This is a genomic window from Luteimonas sp. RIT-PG2_3 (assembly GCF_054902115.1).
This window is the reverse complement of record NZ_JBUBPF010000015.1, coordinates 33,767-54,814: the sequence shown is the minus strand read 5'-3', so window position 1 is coordinate 54,814 and position 21,048 is coordinate 33,767. Positions and strand designations below refer to the sequence as shown.

Annotated in this window: 13 protein-coding genes and 1 riboswitch; of the genes, 9 read left to right on the top strand and 4 right to left on the bottom strand. The window is 68.0% G+C overall.

The window, feature by feature from the left end:
• Window positions 1-7: 7 nt before the first annotated feature.
• Window positions 8-1,477 carry a cytochrome-c oxidase, cbb3-type subunit I gene (ccoN, locus tag ACYX7E_RS17315; protein ID WP_462081849.1) on the bottom strand — a complete coding sequence of 490 codons (1,470 nt, stop codon included), beginning with the start codon at window positions 1,475-1,477 and terminating at the stop codon, window positions 8-10.
• Window positions 1,478-1,728: 251 nt separating this feature from the next.
• Here ccoN and hemN point away from each other — a divergent pair, with 251 nt between their 5' ends.
• The 5 genes from hemN to ACYX7E_RS17290 all read left to right on the top strand — a co-directional run bounded on the left by hemN (window position 1,729) and on the right by ACYX7E_RS17290 (window position 8,263).
• Window positions 1,729-3,147 carry an oxygen-independent coproporphyrinogen III oxidase gene (hemN, locus tag ACYX7E_RS17310; RefSeq protein WP_462081848.1) on the top strand — a complete coding sequence of 473 codons (1,419 nt, stop codon included), beginning with the start codon at window positions 1,729-1,731 and terminating at the stop codon, window positions 3,145-3,147.
• A gap of 32 nt (window positions 3,148-3,179) precedes the next feature.
• Window positions 3,180-3,932, top strand: coding sequence for a helix-turn-helix domain-containing protein (locus ACYX7E_RS17305; protein WP_462081847.1), 753 nt, complete (start codon window positions 3,180-3,182; stop codon window positions 3,930-3,932).
• Window positions 3,933-4,110: 178 nt separating this feature from the next.
• Window positions 4,111-4,926, top strand: a complete 816-nt coding sequence (locus ACYX7E_RS17300) for a YggS family pyridoxal phosphate-dependent enzyme (RefSeq protein WP_462081846.1) — start codon at window positions 4,111-4,113, stop codon at window positions 4,924-4,926.
• Entirely contained in the window at window positions 4,923-5,822 is a 900-nt protein-coding gene (gene pdxK, locus ACYX7E_RS17295; protein ID WP_462081845.1) for a pyridoxine/pyridoxal/pyridoxamine kinase, read from the top strand. Before ACYX7E_RS17300 ends, pdxK begins: the two co-directional genes overlap by 4 nt.
• Window positions 5,823-5,962: 140 nt before the next feature.
• On the top strand, window positions 5,963-8,263 hold the full coding sequence (locus tag ACYX7E_RS17290; RefSeq protein WP_462081844.1) for a nitric-oxide reductase large subunit: 2,301 nt from the start codon (window positions 5,963-5,965) through the stop codon (window positions 8,261-8,263).
• A 108-nt stretch (window positions 8,264-8,371) separates the two neighbouring features.
• Here the strand turns inward: ACYX7E_RS17290 and thrC are convergent, their stop codons facing one another.
• The 3 genes from thrC to thrA form a co-directional block, all read right to left on the bottom strand.
• Window positions 8,372-9,661 carry a threonine synthase gene (gene thrC, locus ACYX7E_RS17285; RefSeq protein ID WP_462081843.1) on the bottom strand — a complete coding sequence of 430 codons (1,290 nt, stop codon included), beginning with the start codon at window positions 9,659-9,661 and terminating at the stop codon, window positions 8,372-8,374.
• Between the two features lie 123 nt (window positions 9,662-9,784).
• The gene (locus ACYX7E_RS17280; RefSeq protein WP_462081842.1) at window positions 9,785-10,738 is read right to left on the bottom strand and encodes a homoserine kinase; all 954 of its coding nucleotides are present in this window, start codon (window positions 10,736-10,738) and stop codon (window positions 9,785-9,787) included.
• A gap of 34 nt (window positions 10,739-10,772) precedes the next feature.
• On the bottom strand, window positions 10,773-13,253 hold the full coding sequence (gene thrA / locus ACYX7E_RS17275; RefSeq protein WP_462081841.1) for a bifunctional aspartate kinase/homoserine dehydrogenase I: 2,481 nt from the start codon (window positions 13,251-13,253) through the stop codon (window positions 10,773-10,775).
• Window positions 13,254-13,798: 545 nt separating this feature from the next.
• A riboswitch (TPP riboswitch) is annotated at window positions 13,799-13,894 on the top strand.
• Window positions 13,895-13,976: 82 nt separating this feature from the next.
• On the opposite strand from thrA, the gene thiC reads away from it, so the two are divergent.
• The 4 genes from thiC (at window position 13,977) to ACYX7E_RS17255 (ending at window position 20,519) form a co-directional block, all read left to right on the top strand.
• Window positions 13,977-15,893, top strand: a complete 1,917-nt coding sequence (gene thiC, locus ACYX7E_RS17270) for a phosphomethylpyrimidine synthase ThiC (protein WP_462081840.1) — start codon at window positions 13,977-13,979, stop codon at window positions 15,891-15,893.
• 226 nt (window positions 15,894-16,119) lie between these two features.
• A complete protein-coding gene (locus ACYX7E_RS17265) occupies window positions 16,120-16,725 on the top strand; it encodes a DUF4136 domain-containing protein (RefSeq protein WP_462081839.1) in 606 nt (201 codons plus the stop codon).
• Between the two features lie 260 nt (window positions 16,726-16,985).
• Window positions 16,986-19,484 (top strand): winged helix-turn-helix domain-containing protein, encoded by a 2,499-nt coding sequence (locus ACYX7E_RS17260; protein WP_462081838.1) that lies wholly within the window; start codon window positions 16,986-16,988, stop codon window positions 19,482-19,484.
• Window positions 19,485-19,622: 138 nt separating this feature from the next.
• Entirely contained in the window at window positions 19,623-20,519 is an 897-nt protein-coding gene (locus tag ACYX7E_RS17255; protein WP_462081837.1) for a helix-turn-helix transcriptional regulator, read from the top strand.
• Window positions 20,520-21,048: the final 529 nt, after the last annotated feature.

The following is a 21,048-nucleotide window of genomic DNA, read 5'->3' as shown; positions in this document are numbered from 1 at the left end:
GGTGTCCTCAGCGGCCTGCGTCGGCGGCGATCGCCTGCGTTGGGATTGCCTGTGTCGGGTCGGGTGGCAGGACCGGCTGGTCTGCGACGACGCGTGCCTGCTGGTAGGTCTTGAAGACGTTCAGCGCCATCAGGAACATGCCCGCCAGCACCACCACGCCACCGAGCAGGCGCACCAGGTAGTAGGGGTAGGTGAAGTTGAGCGCCTCGACGAAGCTGTAGGTCAGCGTGCCGTCGGCGTCGGTCGCGCGCCACATCAGGCCCTGCATGACGCCGGCGATCCACATCGAGGCGATGTACAGCACCACGCCGATGGTGTGCAGCCAGAAGTGCGCGTCGATCCACTTGATCGAGTACATCTGCTCACGTCCCAGCAGCTTGGGCAGCAGCGCGTAGATCGAGCCGATCGAGATCATCGCCACCCAGCCCAGCGCGCCGGCGTGCACATGGCCGACCGTCCAGTCGGTGTAGTGCGACAGCGAGTTGACGGTCTTGATCGACATCATCGGTCCCTCGAAGGTCGCGATCATGTAGAACGACAGCGCGACGATCAGGAACTTCAGGATCGGGTCGGTGCGCAGCTTGTGCCACACCCCGGACAGGGTCAGGATGCCGTTGATCGCGCCGCCCCAGCTGGGCGCCAGCAGGATCAGCGAGAACACCATGCCCACCGACTGCGCCCAGTCCGGCAGCGCGGTGTAGTGCAGGTGGTGCGGACCGGCCCACATGTAGACCGCGATCAGCGCCCAGAAGTGCACGATCGACAGCCGGTAGGAATAGATCGGACGGCCGGCCTGCTTGGGCACGTAGTAATACATCATGCCCAGGAAGCCCGCGGTCAGGAAGAAGCCGACCGCGTTGTGGCCGTACCACCACTGCACCATCGCATCGACCGCACCGGTGTAGACCGGGTAGGACTTGGCCAGGCCGGACGGCATCGACAGGTTGTTGACGATGTGCAGCAGCGCGATCGCGATGATGAAGGCTGCGAAGAACCAGTTGGCCACGTAGATGTGCTTGACCCGGCGCTTGGCGATCGTGCCCAGGAACAGCACCGCGTAGGCCACCCAGACCACTGCGATCAGGATGTCGATCGGCCATTCCAGCTCGGCGTACTCCTTGCCCTGGGTCAGGCCCAGCGGCAGGGTGATCGCGGCCGCGACGATGACCGCCTGCCAGCCCCAGAACACGAAGGCCGCCAGCCGGTCCGACAGCAGCCGCACGTGGCAGGTGCGCTGCACCACGTGCAGGCTGGTGGCGAACAGTGCGCAGCCGCCGAATGCGAAGATCACTGCATTGGTATGCAGCGGTCGCAGTCGGCCATAGCTGAGCCAGCTGATGCCATCGGTCATCTCGGGCCAATACAGCTGGGCGGCGATGATGACGCCCACCAGCATGCCGACGATGCCCCAGACCACGGTCATCACCGAGAACTGACGCACCACCTTGTCGTTGTAACGCTCACTTGCGGCCTGCATATGGCCCACCATCTGCTGTGTACGGGTGGCGCCATGGTGGGGCGAGGCGCAGCGCGGCACATTGATCTGGATCAACGACAGCCGGCCGCAAGCGTGATTCCGGGCCGACGCGGGGCAGATTCCTGTGCCGATTTGTGGGAATGATTCGCAATCGCGCGTCCCGGGCGGCGATTCCCGGTTGCGGCTCCGCGTGCCCGGCACTTGATTCTGATCAAGGCGCGATCGCGATCCGGTCCGGATACTGCCGACCCATGAAGCCATCCGATACCACCGCCGCCCGTTCCTGGACCTTCGAGCCAGAGTTGTTGCGCCGCTACGATCGTCCCGGCCCGCGCTACACCTCGTACCCCACGGCGCCCAATTTCCAGGAGGGCTTCGGCGAGGGCGACTTCCGGACCGTCGCCCGCCGCAGCAACGAAGACCCGATCCCGCGCCAGCTGTCGCTGTACGTGCACATCCCCTACTGCCAGAGCCCTTGCTTCTATTGCGGCTGCAACCGCGTCATCACCCGCGATGCCGCCAAGGGCAGGATCTACCTGGACCGGCTGCAGCGCGAGATCGCGATGATCGCGCCGTTGTTCGAGCGCGACCGCGAGGTGATTCAGCTGCATCTCGGCGGCGGCACGCCCAATTTCCTGGCGCCGCAGCTACTGGGCGAGCTGGTCGACAGCCTCGGCCGCCAGTTCGGCTTCAGCCATGACCCGCGTCGCGACTTCTCGATCGAGCTCGACCCGCGCTTCGTGACCCCCGACGACATCGCGATGCTGTCGGCGATCGGCTTCAACCGCGCCAGCCTGGGCGTGCAGGATTTCGATCCCGTGGTCCAGCAGGCGATCAACCGCGTGCAAGGGGTGGACCAGACGCTGGCGGTCATCGATGCCTGTCGCCGCTACGGCATGCGCTCGATCAACGTCGACCTGATCTACGGCCTGCCCGGGCAGACGCTGCAGGGCTTTGGCACCACGCTCGATACCGTGGTCGCCGCGCGCCCGGACCGGCTGGCGATCTACGGCTACGCGCACCTGCCGCAGATGTTCAAGGCCCAGCGCCAGATCGACGAGGCTGCGCTGCCGTCGCCGGAGGACAAGCTGGCCCTGCTGGGGCTGGCGGTCGACAGGCTCGCGCAGGCCGGCTACGTCTACATCGGCATGGATCATTTCGCACTGCCGGACGACGACCTGTCGCTGGCCCAGCGCAATGGCAGCCTGCATCGCAACTTCATGGGCTACACCACGCATGCCGATACCGACCTGGTCGGCCTGGGCGTCAGCGCGATCAGCCATGTCGGCGACAGCTTCACCCAGAACCAGCGCGACCTGCCGGGCTGGGAGGCGATGGTCGATGCCGGCAAGCTGCCGATCTGGCGCGGCCTGATGCTCGGCAACGACGACGTGCTGCGCGCTGACGTGATCCAGCAGCTGATGTGCCAGGGCGAGATCGACGTGGTGCAGATCGAGCGCAGCTACGGCATCGCCTTCCACGACTACTTCAGCGAGGCCATGGCTGCGCTGCGGCCGTTGCAGCAGGACGGCCTGGTGGCCTGCCCACCGGGCAGCGGGCGCATCACCGCGACCGCGCGCGGGCGCGCATTGCTGCGTATCATCGCGATGTGCTTCGACCGCTATCTCGGGGGGCCGTCGCAGGCGCCGCGCTACTCCCGGGTCATCTGATGCAGTGCATGGACCGTGCACGGGAGGCAGGTTTGCGACAGACGCCGCACGACGCGCGCGCGGCCGGCGTCATCGCCGACGATGGCGACGACCTGCGTTTCTGCAGTACCTGCGCGTTCTCGGCAGCCTGCCTGTCCGAAGGCTATGCCAAGCCGGACCTGCGCGACCTGCACGTGCTGGTCGAGCATGTCGGCCCCTACCGGGAGGGCGACTACATCTTTCGCGAGGGCGATGCCTTCAACGCGATCGCCGCGGTGCGCGCCGGCACCGTCAAGACCTTCGTCAACGATGCCAGCGGCCGCGAGCAGGTACTGGGCTTCTTCCTGCCCGGCGAGGTCATCGGCCTCAACGCGATCCATGCCGAGCGTTATCCCTGCAACGCGGTGGCGCTGGACACGGTGATGCTGTGCCGGTTCTCGTTCCCGATGATGGCGACCCTGGCCGGACGCATGCCCGGCCTGCAGCGCCACCTGTTCAACCTGCTGAGCCAGGATATCGGCAAGGCCTCGCTGCTGGCCGGCAACTTCACCGCCGAGGAGCGGCTGGCGGCGTTCATCGTCACGCTGTCGCGGCGCTTCGCCGAGCGCGGCTTCTCGCCGCACCGGATGCGCCTGACGATGGCACGCACCGATATCGCCAACTACCTGCGGCTGGCGCCCGAGACCGTCAGCCGGGTCTTGCGGAAGCTGCAGGACGAAGGCGCGCTGCGCGTCGACCGCCGCGACATGGACATTCTGCAACCCGAGGTGCTGCAGCGGCTGGCGCACCACGTGCTGCGCAGCTGAGGGTCGGCGGAAGCACGCTGGCGCCGGCTTGGCCTGCTGTCGGCTCGCATGTCGCCTGCGGAAAGCGGAAAATGGGCGCTGGTTCCCGCCAGCCCGGCCGAGGATCCATCGCCTGCCAGGTGCGGGCGGCACGGCTGGCGGACATGTGACAGGTTGAGTGCGGCTTCTTGCAAGGGTGATGGCATTGGAGAGTTCGGACGTGGTGGCGATCGACGACGCGGCGCTGCTGCGCCACAACCTGGCGCAGATCGAGGCGCGGATCGCGCAGGCCTGCGCACGCGCGGAACGCGATCCTGCGACCGTGCGGCTGCTGCCGGTCAGCAAGACCGTCGACGCCGAGCGGTTGCGCCTGGCGCATGCGATCGGCATGCGCGAGCTGGGCGAGAACAAGGTGCAGGAGGCGCTCGGTAAGTCCGAGGCGATGGCCGACCTGACCGACCTGCGCTGGGTGCTGATCGGCCACCTGCAGACCAACAAAGCCAAGTACGTCGCGCGCTTCGCCAGTGAGTTCCAGGCGCTCGACAACCTGCGCGTGGCCGAAGCCCTCGACGCGCAACTGCAGAAGCAGGGGCGCGCGCTGGATGTGCTGGTCCAGGTCAATACCTCGGGCGAGGCCAGCAAATTCGGCCTGCCGCCGGACGAGGTCGCGGCCTTCGTGCGCCAGTTGCCGACCTTCTCATCACTGCGCGTCCGCGGCCTGATGACGCTGGCGTTGTTCTCGCCGGACGAAGCCCTGGTACGCCCGTGTTTCGTCGGCCTGCGCGAACTGCGCGATCAACTACGGCAGGACGCGCCGGATGGCATCGGCATGGACGAGCTGTCGATGGGCATGTCGGGCGACTTCGAGCTGGCGATCGCCGAGGGCGCGACCACGGTGCGCGTCGGCACGGCGATCTTCGGCAGCCGCGCGCTGCCCGACAGCCATTACTGGCCCGGATTCGCCGCTGCGCCTGCTGCAGCGGCCAAGCCCGACGACGGCACGTCCTCGCGATGACCACTGGGCGGACGACGGCGACCACGCCCGTGCCCACGCAACCGCCCACGCCGCCACCCGCGGTCGGCGAACGCGTCGTCGACGTGGTGTCGGTGCAGTCGCAGGTCGTCTACGGCAGCGTCGGCAACAGCATCGCGGTGCCGGTGTTGCAGGCACTCGGCCTGCAGGTCGCGCCGGTGCCGACGGTGCTGCTGGGCAATACCCCGCATTACCCGACGATGCATGGCGGGCCGGTGCCGCTGGACTGGTTCGGTGGCTTCCTCGAGGACATGGAAGCGCGCGAGGTCATCACCCGCGCGCGTCTGCTGCTGGTCGGCTACCTCGGCAGTCCCGGGCAGGGCCTGCTGCTGGCGCGGTGGCTGGATCGCATCCTTGCGCTGAATCCCGGGCTGCAGGTGCAGATCGACCCGGTGATCGGCGATCACGACTACGGCATCTATACCGATCCCGCACTGGTGCCGGTCTGGCGGGACCACCTGTTGCCGCGCGCCAGCGGGCTGACGCCGAACCATTTCGAACTCGAGCAGTTGTGCGGCGCCTCGCTGCGCAGCGTCGACGACTGCATCGGGGCCGCGCGCGGACTGCTCGGTGCGACCACGCGCTGGGTCGCGGTGACCAGCGCCGCGCCGGCGACCTGTCGCGACGGCAAGCTGCAGGTCGTCGTCGTCTCGCACGATATCGCGCAGGTGATCGAGCATCCGGCGATCCCGCATGCGGTCAAGGGCGTTGGCGACATGTTCGCCGCGCTGGTGGCCGGTCGCCTGCAATCGGGCGCGCCGTTGCTGCCGGCGGTCGCGCGCGCCTGCGACGATGTCGTCGCGGTGCTGCGCCATGTGCAGGCACAGGGCTGGCAGGAACTCGCGTTGCCAAGGCACCTCGGACGCCTGCTCGACTGAGGCCTGCGTGACGGGCAGCGGGCATCACGCCGTCCACGCAACACGAATGCATCGCCGATCCCGCGTCGGGTTGACGTGGATCAGGGCAGCGCCCAGACCTCGGCAGGAAGATGCGGCTGGTTATCCAACGGACCAGCCTCATGAATTCAACACGCAAGCTGTGGGCAGGACTGGCGGTCCTGCTGCTCAGCTCATTCGCCGTATTGCTGTGGGTCGGCAGCGAGGTGCACCGCCAGGCGCCACCGATGCCGGAACAGGTGGTCAGCACCGACGGCACCGTCCTGTTCACGCGGGCCGACATCGAGACCGGCCGTCAGGTCTGGCAGTCGTTCGGCGGCCAGCAACTGGGCTCCATCTGGGGCCATGGCGCCTATGTCGCGCCCGACTGGGGCGCGGACTTCATGCATCGCGAGGCCGAGGCGATCCTCGATCTGTGGGCACGGCGCGAGCATGGCGTCGATCGTTACCTGGACCTCGACGCACCGACGCAGGCGGCCTACGCGACGCGCGTGCAGGGATTGCTGCGGCCCAATACCTGGGATGGCACGGCCGGCACGATCACCGTCGATGCGGACCGCGCCGCAGCGATCGCTACGGTGTCCGCGCACTACGCCAGCCTGTTCGGCAATGCGCCCGAGACCGCCGCGCTGCGCGAAGCCTATGCGATGCGCAACGATACCGTGGCCGACGCCGCGCACCGCCAGGCCCTGCCGGCCTTCTTCTGGTGGGCGGCCTGGGCGCAGGTGACCGAGCGTCCCGGCGACAGCATCAGCTACACCGCCAACTGGCCGCACGATCCGCTGGTCGGCAATACGCCGCCGCCGGGTGCGTTCCTGTGGACGGTGTTCAGCGTGCTGTTCCTGATCGCCGGCATCGCGCTGCTGGGCTGGCATTACGCGGTCAGCCACGGCGACGGGATGGCGCCGGTGCTGCCCAGCACCGACCCCTTGGCATCGATTACGATCACGCCGTCGATGCGGGCCACGGCCAAATACTTCTGGGTGGTGATCGCATTGTTTCTGGTGCAGATCCTGCTCGGCGCCACCACCGCGCATTACCAGGTCGAAGGCCAGCAGGCCTATGGCTTCGCGCTGGCCGAGATCCTGCCGTATGCGCTGACACGCACCTGGCATACCCAGCTTGCGGTGCTGTGGATCGCCACTGCATGGCTGGGCATGGGGCTCTACATCGGACCAGCGATCTCGGGCCATGAGCCGCGGTTCCAGCGCCTGGGTGTCAACGTGCTGTGGACCTGCCTGATCGTCATCGTGGTCGGCTCGTTCACCGGGCAATGGTTCGCGGTGATGCAGAAGCTGGGCCTGGCGCACAACTTCTGGTTCGGCCACCAGGGCTGGGAGTACGTCGACCTGGGGCGCTTCTGGCAGTGGTTCCTGTTCATCGGCCTGCTCCTGTGGCTGGTCCTGGTCGGGCGCGCGCTGTGGCCGGCGATCCGGCACGGCGGGCAGTCGCGTTCGATCGTCAGCCTGCTGTTCCTGTCGGTGGTCGCGATCGGCATCTTCTACGCGGCCGGCCTGATGTGGGGCGAGCACACGCACCTGTCGATGGTCGAGTACTGGCGCTGGTGGGTCGTGCACCTGTGGGTCGAGGGCTTCTTCGAAGTGTTCGCGGTCGCGGTCATCGCGTTCCTGTTCACGCGGCTTGGCCTGCTGCAGATCCGCAGCGCGACCATCGCGGTGCTGTTCGCGACGATCGTGTTCATGGCTGGTGGCGTGCTGGGCACGCTGCATCATCTGTACTTCACCGGCACGCCGACCTCGGTGATCGCCATCGGCGCCAGCTTCTCGGCGCTGGAAGTGGTGCCGCTGGCCTATGTCGGCTTCGAGGCACACCACAGCTACAAGCTCGGCAAGGCCACGCCTTGGATGCACAAGTACAAGTGGCCGATCATGTTCTTCATCGCGGTGGCGTTCTGGAACCTGGTCGGCGCGGGCCTGTTCGGCTTCCTGATCAATCCGCCGCTGGCGCTGTACTACATGCAGGGCCTCAACCTGACCGCGCTGCATGGCCACACCGCGTTGTTCGGCGTCTACGGCATGCTCGGCATCGGTCTGATGCTGTTCTGCCTGCGCGGACTTAAGCCTGATCTTGTCTGGGACGAGCGCCTGCTGAAGTCGTCGTTCTGGGCGTTCAACATCGGACTTGCCGGCATGGGCCTGCTGACGCTGTTGCCGCTGGGCATCCTGCAGCTCAATGCCGCGCTGACGCATGGCTACTGGTACGCGCGGTCGGCCGAGTTCATGCAGCAACCGCTGATCGAGATGCTGGTCTGGATGCGCGTGCCCGGCGACACGCTGTTCAGCGTCGGCGCGCTGTTGCTGGCCTGGTTCGTGCTGCGCCTGTGGGTGGCGCCGCGGCGCGTGCCGCAGCCGGTCGTGGCATCGCCAGGCCCGGCCAGGCCGGTGTCCACGCCCGGCGCTTGAAGAGGCGTAGCGCAGGCACGCACCTGCGCGACCGCTGCCGGTCGACGTGCATGGGTGGACGTCGGCCGGCAGCGAGGGCGGTGGGGCCCCGGAAAGACGGTGGGGGCGTCAGCCCAGCAGCACGGCCCGCAACGCGTCGTAATCGGCGGCCAGCGCGGTGGCCGTGGCCGGCTGCGCGAGGCTTTCGGCCAGGGCCGGCGGCGGTTCGACGACATGCCCGACCAGCGGCTCGACGATGCTCTCGAACTTGGCCGGATGCGCGGTGGCGACCACGGCCCAGTCGCGGGCATCGCCGGCGGCGCGCAGGTCCTGCAGCAGCTTCAGGCCGGTCGCGGTGTGCGGGCAGGCAACGACGCCGTGACGCGCGGGTGCCTCGCGCAGGGTCTGGGTGATCGTCGCGTCGTCGACGGACTCGGCGACGAAGGCCTGGCGCAGCGAGGCGTCGTCGGCATGCCAGTAGCGCAGGCGTTCGAAGTTGCTCGGCGCACCGACATCCATCGCATTGGCCAGCGTCGATCGCGTCGGCTGGGCGGCGTAGTCGGCGCCATCGAAATAGCGCGGCAGGGTGTCGTTGGCATTGCAGGCCAGGCGGATCTCGCCGATCGGTGCGCCCATCGCGCGTGCGACCACGGCGGCGCAGGCATTGCCGAGGTTGCCGGTGGGAATGATCAGGTTCAACGGTGCGCCATGGTCTGCGGCATGCGCCGACGCGGCATGCGCGTAGTACGCCGCCTGCGGCAGCAGTCGGCCCAGGCTGATGCTGTTCGCCGAGCCCAGCCGGACCTGCTGGCGCAGTGCCTCATCGCCGAGCGCCTGCTTGGCCAGCCGCTGGCAGTCGTCGAAGGTGCCGTCGACACTGAACGCGCGGACGTTGTCGCCCCAGCAGCCCAGGCCATGCGCCTGGCGCGGCGAGACCTTGCCGTCGGGATACAGGATGACGACGTTGAAGCCTTCGCGGCGATGGAATGCCGACGCGACCGCGGCGCCGGTATCGCCGGAGGTCGCGACCAGGATGGTGGTCGGCGGATCATTCCGATCTTCGCGCAGCGCGCCGAGTGCGCGTGCGAGGAAGCGCGCGGCGTAGTCCTTGAACGCGGCAGTCGGGCCATGGAACAGCTCGAGCAGGAAATCCTGAGAACCGTTGAGCGCACGCAGCGGCGCGTCGAACGAGAACGCCTCGGCGCAGATCGCCGGCAGCCGCTCGCGCAGTGCGGACTCGGCGAAGTAGGGCGCAAGCACCTGCTGCGCGGTCAGCGCCAGCGTGGCGGCCGGCTGCGCGAACGGAACGGTCGGGATGCGCTCGGGAACGTACAGGCCGCCATCGGGCGCGAGGCCGGCGACCAGCGCGACATCGACGGGCGTGGGAGCGGTGTTGCCGCGTGTGCTGATGAAATTCATGGGTCGCTGCAGGTCAGGAGAGGGCGGGAGAGGGCGTGCATGTGCGTGCGGACGATGGCATGGCGCGGTCGCGCGCGCATCCGCATGTCCACCGGGATGGCCGGGCTGCGGCGGCCGGCCGGGTCAGACCTGTGCAATCAGATCGGCGCGCGGTCCATTGACCGGCGTGACGTAGGCGCGCGCATCGAAGCCGGCCGCCACGAAGCCGTCGCGCATCGCCGGGGCCGCGCGCTCGGCGGCCTCCCTGGAGGCGAACCATGCGAACACGCTGGGGCCGCCACCGGAAATGCTGGCACCGAGCGCGCCGTGATCGAGCGCGGCCGCCTTGACCGCGGCAAAGCCCGGAATCAATGGCGCGCGACGCGGTTCGACCAGCACGTCGCGCAGCCCGGCCTCGATCAGCGCCAGGTCGCCGCGCTGCAGTCCGATCAGGAACTGCGCCAGGTAGGTGGTGTGCTCGACGATGATCGGCAGCGGATACGGGTCGGCCAGCGCCGCACGCGAGCGGCGGGTCTCGAGCACCTGGTCGGGATGCACCACCACCGCATGCAGCGTCCCAGGTGCCAGCAGCGGGATCATCCGGGTCGCGGTCGCCATCGCCACGCCGCCCAGCAGCATCGGCGCGACGTTGTCGCCATGGCGGCTGCCGCTGGACACCGCTTCGCCATCGAGGGCGAAGCTGTACAGCGCTTCGCGCGACAGCGGGGCATCGAGCAGGGCGTTGGCGGCGACGATGGCGGCGACGCTGGACGCGGCCGAGCCGCCCAGGCCCGAGCCCAGCGGAATGCCCTTCAGCAGTTCGACCGCGAATCCGCGATCGGGCGCGTGCTGCTCGCGGAAGGCCATCAAGGCACGCCCGGCGGTATTGCGCCCGGCCTCCAGCGGCAGCAGGTCGACGCCGTTGACGTCGCCGCGGATCGCGTCGATGCGGACGATCGGCTCATCGATCAGGCGCACGATGGCGACATCGCGCGGGCCTTCGATGGCGTGGCCGAGCAGGTCGAAGCCGACGCCGATGTTGCCGACGCTGGCGGGTGCGAATGCGGTGGCTTCAGTCAACCGCTGGGGGGAAGTCATGTGCAAGGGTCGTGGTCAGGAGGGATGGGGCCGGTCACAGCGAACGGGCGATCGCCAGCACGTCGCCGAACACGCCGGCGGCAGTGACCTGCGGGCCTGCGCCCGGTCCCTGTACGACCAGCGGATTGTCGGCATAACGCGTGGTGGTGAACTGCACCAGATTATCGGTCAGTTTGGTGTGCCTGCAGGCATGGTCGTCGGGCAGGGCGACGACGCCGACGCTGGCCTTGCCCTCGCGCGACAGCTGCGCGATGTGGCGCAGGCCCAGGCCCTTGGACTGTGCCGCCTGCAGGCGCGCCTGCATCGGCGCGTCGAGTTCGTCCAGCCGTGCCAGGAACTCGTCCAGCCCGACCTGCTGCAGCGCCTCGGGCACCAGGCTCTCGACGGCGACATCGCCGATCGACAGCTCGCGCCCTGCTTCGCGCGCCAGGATCACCAGCTTGCGCGCGACGTCCAGGCCGGACAGGTCGTCGCGCGGGTCGGGCTCGGTGTAACCCAGTTCGCGTGCCTCGCGGACCAGAGCCGAGAACGGGCGGCTGCCATCGAAGCTGTTGAACAGCCAGGCCAGCGTGCCCGACAGCATGCCGTCGATGCCATGCAGGTCGTCGCCGGTATCGAGCAGGCTGCGCAGTGTCAGGATCACCGGCAGGCCGGCGCCGACGGTGGCCTCATAGCCGAAACGCGCACCGCTGCCACGCTGGGCCTCGCGCAGCGCGATATAGCGCGACCAGTCTCCGCTGCCGGCATGCTTGCTGGGCGTGACCACGTGGATGCCGGCGGCCAGCCACTGCGGATACTGCGCGGCGATGGCGTCGTTGCCGCTGCAGTCGACGATCAGCGCATGCGGGATGTGGTCGGCGCGCACGTGCGCGGCGAAGCCGTCCAGGTCCAGCGGCTGGGTGGTCTGGTCGTGCAGGCGTTCGATGGCGCCGGCGGCGTCGATCTCGAAATGATCGAGCACCATCTGCCGGCTGTTGGCAATCGCGCGCAGGCGCAGGTCGATCTGCGAACCCGCGCGCAGGCGCGGCAGCACGCTGGCCAGCTGCGACAGGAACGCGCGCCCGACCTGGCCCGGGCCGATGACGCCGATCGAGACCGTCTGCGGCGACAGCCAGAATGCCGAATGCACCGCACGCAGGGCGCGGGTGGCGTCGCTCTCGGAGATCGCGACGGAGATGTTGCGCTCGCTGGCACCCTGCGCGATCGCGCGGATGTTGACGCGCGCCTTCGCCAGTCCGCCGAGCAGGCGTGCGGACACGCCGGGCGTGCCGACCATGCCGTCGCCGACCGCGGCCAGGATGCTGATGCCGGTGGTGACGTTGACGGCCTGGGTGCTGGCATCGGCCATGTCGCCGGCGAACGCCGCGACCACTGCGTCGCGACCGCGCTCGACCTGGCTGGCGCGGACGATGCAGCAGATCGAGTGCTCCGACGATCCCTGCGAGATCATCGTCACCGAGACGCCGGCATGGTGCAGCGCTGCGAACAGCCGCTCGGCCGTGCCCGGGACACCGACCATGCCGTTGCCGACCAGTTCCAGCACGGCCATGTCGCGGACCAGGGTCAGGCCCTTGACCGGCGCGCCGTCGGGATCGCTCTCGGCGACAATCAGGGTGCCCGGTGCGGACGGGTTGAGGGTGTTGCGGATGCGCAGCGGGATGCCGCGCATCTGCACCGGCGCCATCGTCTGCGGATGCAGCACCTTGGCGCCGAAGTAGGCCAGTTCGCAGGCCTCGGCATACGACATCAACGGCAGGCAGACCGCGTCCGGCACCAGTCGCGGATCGGCCGACAGCACGCCGTCGACATCGGTCCAGATCGTCAGTTCGTCGGCATCGAACAGGTTGGCGAAGATCGCCGCCGAGTAATCGCTGCCGTTGCGGCCCAGCGTGGTCGCGCGCTGCTGCGCATCGCGTGCGACGAAACCGGTGACGACCACGCAGGTGGCCTCCGCATGGGCGGCGCGCCATGCGTTGAGGTTCGCGCGGCTGGCGTCCCAATCGACGCCGACGCCCATCTCGCCGGCATGCACGACCAGCACGTCGCGCGCATCAAGCCGCAACCAGCCGTTGGGGCGTCCGCTGAGGGCGGCCTGCACCAGTCGCGACGATGCGACCTCGCCAAGGCCATGCACGCGGGCGCCATGCATCTCGGGATCGTCGCTGCCTGCGGCCAGTGCCGACAGGTCGGCCTGCAGGTCGGAGAAGTCGGCGTCGATCGCCGCATGCAGGCCATACCGGCCATCCGGATCCAGCGTGGTCGCGGCCTGCAGGTGGCGTTCGCGCAGCGCGCTCCAGGCCGGGGCCCAGTCCGTGTTGGCGGTGGCCTCGTTGGCCAGTGCGACCAGGGCATTGGTGGTGCCCGACATCGCCGAGACCACGACCACGCGCGAACGCGGCGTCTCGCCGATCAGCGGCGGCAGGGCCTGGATATGGGCGGCATCGGCGAGGCTGCTGCCGCCGAACTTGTGGACGTGGCAGACGGCAGGCGCAGTGTTGCGTGGGGCGGACGACATCGGGAGCTCCAGTTGGGCTCCGCGTCGATTCGAGGTGGAAGCCAAGCGCTCCACACCCGGATCGGGTGCGGAGCGGCGTGATCGATCAGTTCAGCACACGCGCCCGCACCCCGGTCCGAATGGTACCGGTGGTGGTAATAATCGTCACGATTGCAACCATCCCCGCGCGAGGCGGGACGTGGCAGGTGGCGACAGGGGCGGGGGCGTGTGACATGGCCGACATCAATACCGGACGATGGTGCGGCGCGTCAAGCGTCCTTGTTGCGGGACGTGCGCTGCCCGTGTCGGGGGCCGTCGTGGCGGCCATGCGAGACACTCGTTGGCGGTCGTCTGGACGGCGGCATGCGGCAGTCAGTCGCGTAGGACGAAACGTGTCCCGGTATCCGAAGCCTCATCAGCCAAGGTAGACCGGAACTCGTTCCGGCACGCCACGGCCCCGCTGCTGTTGCGACCGCCAAGTCGTCGCAGGCGGACTGGACGTGAACGACCAACCGTCGAGGTGCCGGGACCGCCCTCCGCGTCGGCGGGCAGTTGTGGTCTAATCGCGGCCGAAGCGGGGGTACCGGCGGACGCCGGTTGAGACAGTCCCTTCGAACCTGACGCGGTTGATACCGCCGTAGGGAAGCTTCGCGACGCCAGCCCCGCCACGGGGCTGGCGATGCGTCTTCGCTTCGTCCAGCCACCGGAAATCCCTTCCGGTCCGCCACTGACAGGACGCTGCCGATGAACGCGATTGCCAAGCCCACCCAAAACGGGCCCGCCGAAGACCTGCTGCAACAGACCGAACAGTTGTCCGAGTCGGTGACCCGGCCCATTCCCGGCTCGCGCAAGATCTTCGTCGACGGCGCCGCCGAGGCCGCGCACGGACAGCAGGTGCGCGTGCCGATGCGCGAGATCGTGCTGGCGAAGACGCCGACGCTGTTCGGTGGCGAGGACAATCCACCGGTGACCGTTTACGACACGTCCGGTCCCTACACCGATCCCGATGCGCGGATCGACCTGCGCAGCGGCTTGCCGGCTTTGCGCGCGGCATGGATCGAAGCGCGCGGCGACACCGAGCGCCTGCCGCAGCTGAGTTCCGAATTCGGCCGCGGCCGCGAGACCAATGCGCGGCTCGACGGCGTGCGCTTCCCGGCCCGCGCGATGCCGCGCGTTGCCAGGGCCGGCGCCAACGTCACCCAGATGCATTACGCGCGCCAGGGCATCGTGACGCCGGAGATGGAGTTCGTCGCGATCCGCGAAAACCAGAAGCTGGACGCGGTGCGCGATGCGCTGCTGCGCTCGCAGCATCCCGGTGAATCGTTCGGCGCCAGCATCCAGCAGGTCATCACGCCCGAATTCGTGCGCGACGAGATCGCCCGTGGCCGCGCGATCCTGCCCAACAACATCAATCACCCCGAAAGCGAGCCGATGATCATCGGCCGCAACTTCCTGACCAAGATCAACGCGAACATCGGCAATTCGGCGGTGAGCTCGGGTATCGCCGAGGAAGTGGAGAAGCTGGTCTGGTCGATCCGCTGGGGCGGCGACACCGTCATGGACCTGTCGACCGGCAAGCACATCCACGAGACCCGCGAGTGGATCATCCGCAACTCGCCGGTCCCGATCGGTACCGTGCCGATCTACCAGGCACTGGAGAAGGTGGATGGCCGCGCCGAGGAACTGACCTGGGAGATCTTCCGCGACACCCTGATCGAACAGGCCGAGCAGGGCGTGGACTACTTCACGATCCACGCCGGCGTGTTGCTGCGCTACGTGCCGCTGACCGCCAAGCGCGTCACCGGCATCGTGTCGCGCGGCGGCTCGATCCTCGCCAAGTGGTGCCTGGCGCACCACAAGGAGAATTTCCTCTACACGCACTTCGAGGACATCTGCGAGATCATGAAGGCCTACGACGTCGCGTTCTCGCTTGGCGACGGCCTGCGGCCGGGCTGCATCGCCGATGCCAACGACGCCGCGCAGTTCGGTGAGCTCGAGACCCTGGGCGAGCTGACCAAGATCGCCTGGAAGCACGACGTGCAGACCATGATCGAAGGCCCCGGCCACGTGCCGATGCAGTTGATCAAGGAAAACATGGACAAGCAGCTGGCCGAGTGCGGCGAGGCGCCGTTCTACACGCTGGGGCCGCTGACGACCGATATCGCGCCCGGCTACGACCACATCACCAGCGCGATCGGCGCGGCGATGATCGGCTGGTTCGGCACCGCGATGCTGTGCTATGTCACGCCGAAGGAGCATCTTGGCCTGCCCAATCGACAGGACGTGCGCGACGGCATCATGGCCTACAAGATCGCCGCGCATGCCGCCGATCTGGCCAAGGGCCATCCGGGCGCGCAGGTCCGCGACAACGCGCTGAGTAAGGCGCGCTTCGAGTTCCGCTGGGAGGACCAGTTCCACCTTGGCCTCGATCCGGAGAAGGCCAAGGAATTCCATGACGAGACCCTGCCCAAGGACGCGCACAAGCTCGCGCATTTCTGTTCGATGTGCGGGCCGCACTTCTGCTCGATGAAGATCACCCAGGACGTCCGAGACTACGCCGCCGAGCACGGGGTCGAGGACACCGCCGCGCTGCAGGACGGCATGGCGGCGAAGTCGGCCGAGTTCCTGGCCCAGGGCGGCGAGGTCTACCGGCCTGGTTGAGCGCGGCCGACGGGTGGGCCGACAGGGCGCGCCCGTTGCATGGCGACGGCTGAACAGGTGGGGCCGCCGGTCATCTCCGGCGCCCTTGCACCGTCCGGCGGCGATTCGCTGCCGGTCGGCTGCCAGCCGGGGCGGATTCAGTCGGCGTATGCATGGCCACGACAGCGGCGTGATAGCGTTCGTCCATCACCACGTCCAGGCCCACGGCCTGCAACAGGAGCCCTCCATGAAGATTCCCCACGCCACGACCGGCCTGCGTCGATGGCTGCTGGCCGCCGCCGCACTGCTGGTGCTGGCCGGCTGCGCCACCGGCCCGCGCGTCACCACCGAAGCCGATCCGGAAGCCGACTTCTCGAAGTACCGCACGTTCGCATTCTATTCGCCGCTGGCGATCGAGAAGGACGGCTACAGTTCCGCCGCCAGCGAGCGCTTCAAGGCGGCGACCCGTGCGCAGCTCGAGTCGCGCGGCTACGTCTACAGCGCCGACAAGCCGGACCTGTGGGTCAATCTCAACTGGTACATCGAGCGTCGCACCGACGTCACCAGCATCCCGACCGTGGACTATGCGTATTACTACAGCTACCGCGCACGCGGTTACTACGCGGTGCCGTACTGGCGCGACCGCACCGATGTCTATCGCTACACCGAAGGCACGGTCAACGTCGACCTGGTCGATGTCGCGCGCAATCGGCTGGTCTGGGAAGGCATCGCGGTCGGTCGCGTCAGCAACCTGAAGCCCGAGGATCGCGACGCCCGCATCGACAGCACGCTGGCCAGCCTGTTCCAGCAGTACCCGTATCGCGCGGGACAGGCGCAGGGCAGCCTGCAGTAACGGCCGCACGCAGCCTGGCGCGGCCTGCCGCCTCGGCAGGTACGCGCCACCGGAGAAGCCGATGCAGCGCATCGGCTTTTTTCTTGAGCACAGTTCGCCCGTCGATTTCCAGTGCACAAGGTATCGGTGCTGGTCCTGCGGCCAGTCCACATTCATGGGCGTAGCGCATTCTCTGCCGGACTTTGCCGCATCCGCCCTGTGTCGTGACTTGATTCATTGCATAGGCGTTATCCTCGCCGCCCTGCCTTCACGCGCGTTGCATGACCGATCCGATCGCCAGCGTTGCCAGCGCCGTCCGCATGCGGGTGGGCGTGGCCGTGGTCGATCCCGATACCCGCGAGATCCTGATGCCGGGCGCGCGCGCCGCGTTCCGCGTCACGCCGAAGGCGATGTCGGTCCTGATGTTGCTGGCGGAAACGCCCGGCCGCGTGTTGTCGCGCCAGGAGCTGCTGTCGCTGGTCTGGCCCGACACGCTGCCGACCGACGACGTGCTGACGCAGGCGATCGCGCAGTTGCGCAAGGCCTTCGGCGCCGGTGCCGGCAAGGGCGAGGAAGGGCGCCGCTACATCGAGACGATCGCCAAGAACGGGTATCGGCTGACGGTCGAGGTGACCGCCCTGGGTGTCGAAGCGGATCCCGCGCCGACAGTGGAGGCCGAAGTCATCGCCGGCGGTGCCATTGTCGCTGGCGACCGGACGGGCGCAGGCCTGGCGACAGCGCTTGCGGCCACGCATGATGGCGCCGAGCCCGACGTCACGGCAACGGCGATCGCGAAGGCTGCCGTGCCGGAGGCGATGTCTGCATTGCCTGGCGACGCGGGGCTCCCTGCATCGATCTCCACCGACACGGGTGGTCCCGCCGCCATCGCAGCGGCTTCCGAAGCATCGCACGCGTCCCGCGCAGCCATGGCCGGAACGGAACGCGCCTCCTCCATCGGCGGAAAGCGCTGGCTGCTCGCGGCCGCCGTGCTCGCGGTCGCGGCGATACTGGCGGTCCTGATCGTGCTGCTCGGTCCGGGACGCCCGGAAGCGGGCAAGCCGGTCGCAACAGGCCCGCTGCAGCCGGTCAGTCCGGATCGGCCGTACCGGCTGATCACCACGACCGCCGGATTCGAGATGTCGCCGTCGCTGTCGCCGGATGCATCGATGGTGGCATTCTCCTCGCGCGTGAGCGCGGTGCGCGGACAGGCGTCGATCCGCGTGCAGACCACCGACAACGCGCCGTCGCGCGCGCTGACCAGCGGCGCCGAGGACGTCTTGCCGGTGTGGTCGCCGCTGGGCCACCAGATCGCGTTCGCGCGCCTCAACGACCGTCGCGACTGCGCCATCTTCCTGGTGTCGGCAGCGGGCGGTGATGAGCGCGAAGTCGCGCGCTGTGACAACAGCGAACTGCCGAGTTTCGACTGGTCCGCCGATGGCCGCGCGCTGTTGTTCGGTTCGATGAGTGGCGATCCGGGCGGACGCGGCATCCGGCGACTGGATCCGGGCTCGGGGCAATGGCAGGCCATCGACTACGACCTGGCCGACGGCGAGGTCGACTACCAGCCCAAGGAGTCGCCGGACGGCCGCTGGATCGCATTCGTCCGCAGTCCGCAGATGGGCGATCTGTGGCGCATTCCGGCGCAGGGCGGCAAGGCCGAACGACTGACCCATCTGGGCGCCGAGATCCGTGGCCTGGCGTGGCTGCCCGACAGCCGCACACTGGTGTTCGGCATGCGCGTGGACACCGAGTCGCGCCTGTATCGGCTCGATACCACGACCGGCACGATGCAGGACCTGGGTCTCGACGACGCGCAGGGCCCGGCGGTCGCGGCCAAGGGAGGGCTGATGGCCTTCGTGCATCGCAATCCGCAGTTCGGTATCTATCGTGTCGGCCTGGGTGCGCGGGCCGGCGAGGGCAAGCAGCAGTTGTTCGCCTCTTCCGGGCGCGATGCGCAGCCGGTGGTGTCGCCGACCGGGACCGAGCTGGTGTTCGCGTCCGATCGTGCCGGCCGCCTGGAATTGTGGTGGGCGGACCTGCGGGCGCCAGACAGCCTGCGGCCGATGTCGGGCATCCATCCCGATACCCAGCAGCCTGCGAGTTGGACGGTCGATGGCCAGCATGTGCTGGTGTCGGGCTGGAATGCCGAAGGCGAGTGGATCTCGGCCGAGATCACGCCGCGATCGGGGCGGCTGACGCCGTTGCCGATTCCTGGCGAGCGCGTGCTGCAGGCCATCGACATCGGCGATCCGCGACGTTTGCTGGTGCTGCAGGAAAGCGGGCAGGGTGGGACGCAACTGGTGTTGTACGACCGAACCGGGACGCCCTGGCGCCCGCTGAGCACAGTGCAGGGCGTGTCGCAGGCGCGCTACGACGCGGCGGGTAACAGTGTGTTGTTCACCCGCCTCGACGCCAGCGGACTGTGGCGGATCGATCCGGGGCTCGACACCGCTCGCCTGACCCGGGCCGTGGAGGATCAGCCGACGCGTTGGCGGTACCGCAGTTGGGCGGTCGACAGCACGGGTGGGCTGGCGTACCTGCGACCCGACCGCGACTGCAATTCGCTGCTGGGCCTGTCGCGTAGCGGGCGGGTGTCAGCGGAGACCTCGGAGCGGCAATGCCTGGATCCCGATGCCAACAACGCGGTCAATGGATTCAGCATCGACATGCGCAACAACGTCGCCTACGTCGCGCTGGCCCCCAGCGACGGCACCGATATCGGCATCATGCCGACGCCGCGCGGCGCTGCGCCGCGTGAGGGCGATGGATTAACGTATTGAAATTCAAGGTGAAAATTGTTTCGTAACTTCTTCGGAATGCTTTCGCACCGAATTCGGCAAAATCTCGTCCCACTTTCCGGCAAAGCCTGGCGCCACGTCGCATAAAGGACGCTTCGCAAGTGAAGTGGATGTCGAAAGATGCTGTCAGTCGGTTGGGCCGATCGCGGCCATGTGTTGAACGTCGAAATGCCCGAAGCCGCCGAAGCAGGTGCTGCGCGGGTGCTGGGCGCGGCGCGGCTGGGTTGCGTGAAGCTGTCGGCGCCGTTGCTGAGCGTATGGGTGCAGTTGCGTGGCAGCGGCTGGATCGAGTCGCGCGAGGGGCGTTTCCGCCTGCAGCGCGGCGACTGGATGGTGCTTGAGCGCGACTCGCATCCGTTGGTGCAGACCGATCCGCAGGGACTCTTCATCGGCGTGGCCGTCGGCGGCGAGGCGCTGGAGATGCTGGAAGCGCTGACCGATGGCGGCCTGTATGTGGGCCGTGGCAGGATGGACCTGACCCAGCTGCGCACGGTGCTGCGGTTGTGGCGCCAGGCCCGCAGCGGTCACGACGACGCGCTGTCGGTGCGCGCGTTCCTGATGCAGTTCGCCAACCTGCAGCGCGAGTTCGCAACGCGGATCAGGCGTTGCCCCGGTCGTTCACGCAGCCGCAAGCGCCAGGTGTTCGGGCGCATGCAGCGCGCCAGACTGTATCTGGAAGGCAATAGTCATCGCATCGTCCGCATCACCGAGCTCGCCGAGTTGACCAGTTTTTCGAGCTGGTACTTCTCCAAGGCGTTCCAGGGGCTGTATGACGAGACAGCGCAGTCGGTCGCGGTGCGCACGCGTCTCGATCGGGCCGCCGGTCTGCTGCGCAGTTCCTCGATGATGATCGGCGAGGTCGCCGCGGCCAGCGGTTTCGACAATTGCTGCAGCTTCGCGCGTGCGTTCCGCGCGCAGTTCGGCATGACGGCCAGTCAGTATCGCAATGGCAGCAGCCGTCCCGATGCCGGGAAGAGCGCTCCGGCGCCGCGACTGCTCGCAAACGCCAAGCCCTGAGTGGTTTGACGGGTTGAATGGCTGAAGAACGCCCTGCGCTTCATCGAAGCGCGGGGTTTTTTTGCCGTATCGGCCGGTGTCTTTTGGCCGCCGCAGGTCATCCATGGCCCGCTCTCCGCAATCCCCAGCCGAGGCGACGCACTGATGTCGGATGGGCCGATGTCTTCGACGGGGCCTACGTCGGAGACTTCACCGACGCCGCAATCCTGACGCTCGCGGCAGTGGTCACGGGCGGAGGCTGCGCCAAGCACGCCATGGATAGTGTGTGCCCGAGTCAGGGCAGGATGCCGTGACCGAGGGAAGAGCAGCCGCAGCCCGCGACCGCTGCGTCACTGAAGCCAGCAAGCCGCTGTCATTGCGGCAACATCAGCACTCGCAACAGCCCTTCAGTGACAACGATTCGTTTGAAGCATCTATTTGTGTGTCGTCCGCTTACCAGTGCCCCCCCAAAAGCACCTGCAAGTCGCACAGCTTGCGTGATTGATGAAGCGTTCGAGACTTGCCGACTGCGCAAAGTCAACGATTGCGT

Excerpts from the sequence above, each read along its gene's own strand:
- ccoN (WP_462081849.1), bottom strand. The coding sequence starts at position 1,477 with ATGCAGGCCGCAAGTGAGCGTTACAACGACAAGGTGGTGCGTCAGTTC.
- hemN (WP_462081848.1), top strand. The coding sequence starts at position 1,729 with ATGAAGCCATCCGATACCACCGCCGCCCGTTCCTGGACCTTCGAGCCA.
- ACYX7E_RS17300 (WP_462081846.1), top strand. The coding sequence starts at position 4,111 with ATGGCATTGGAGAGTTCGGACGTGGTGGCGATCGACGACGCGGCGCTG.
- pdxK (WP_462081845.1), top strand. The coding sequence starts at position 4,923 with ATGACCACTGGGCGGACGACGGCGACCACGCCCGTGCCCACGCAACCG.
- ACYX7E_RS17290 (WP_462081844.1), top strand. The coding sequence starts at position 5,963 with ATGAATTCAACACGCAAGCTGTGGGCAGGACTGGCGGTCCTGCTGCTC.
- thrC (WP_462081843.1), bottom strand. The coding sequence starts at position 9,661 with ATGAATTTCATCAGCACACGCGGCAACACCGCTCCCACGCCCGTCGAT.
- ACYX7E_RS17280 (WP_462081842.1), bottom strand. The coding sequence starts at position 10,738 with ATGACTTCCCCCCAGCGGTTGACTGAAGCCACCGCATTCGCACCCGCC.
- thrA (WP_462081841.1), bottom strand. The coding sequence starts at position 13,253 with ATGTCGTCCGCCCCACGCAACACTGCGCCTGCCGTCTGCCACGTCCAC.
- thiC (WP_462081840.1), top strand. The coding sequence starts at position 13,977 with ATGAACGCGATTGCCAAGCCCACCCAAAACGGGCCCGCCGAAGACCTG.
- ACYX7E_RS17265 (WP_462081839.1), top strand. The coding sequence starts at position 16,120 with ATGAAGATTCCCCACGCCACGACCGGCCTGCGTCGATGGCTGCTGGCC.
- ACYX7E_RS17260 (WP_462081838.1), top strand. The coding sequence starts at position 16,986 with ATGACCGATCCGATCGCCAGCGTTGCCAGCGCCGTCCGCATGCGGGTG.
- ACYX7E_RS17255 (WP_462081837.1), top strand. The coding sequence starts at position 19,623 with ATGCTGTCAGTCGGTTGGGCCGATCGCGGCCATGTGTTGAACGTCGAA.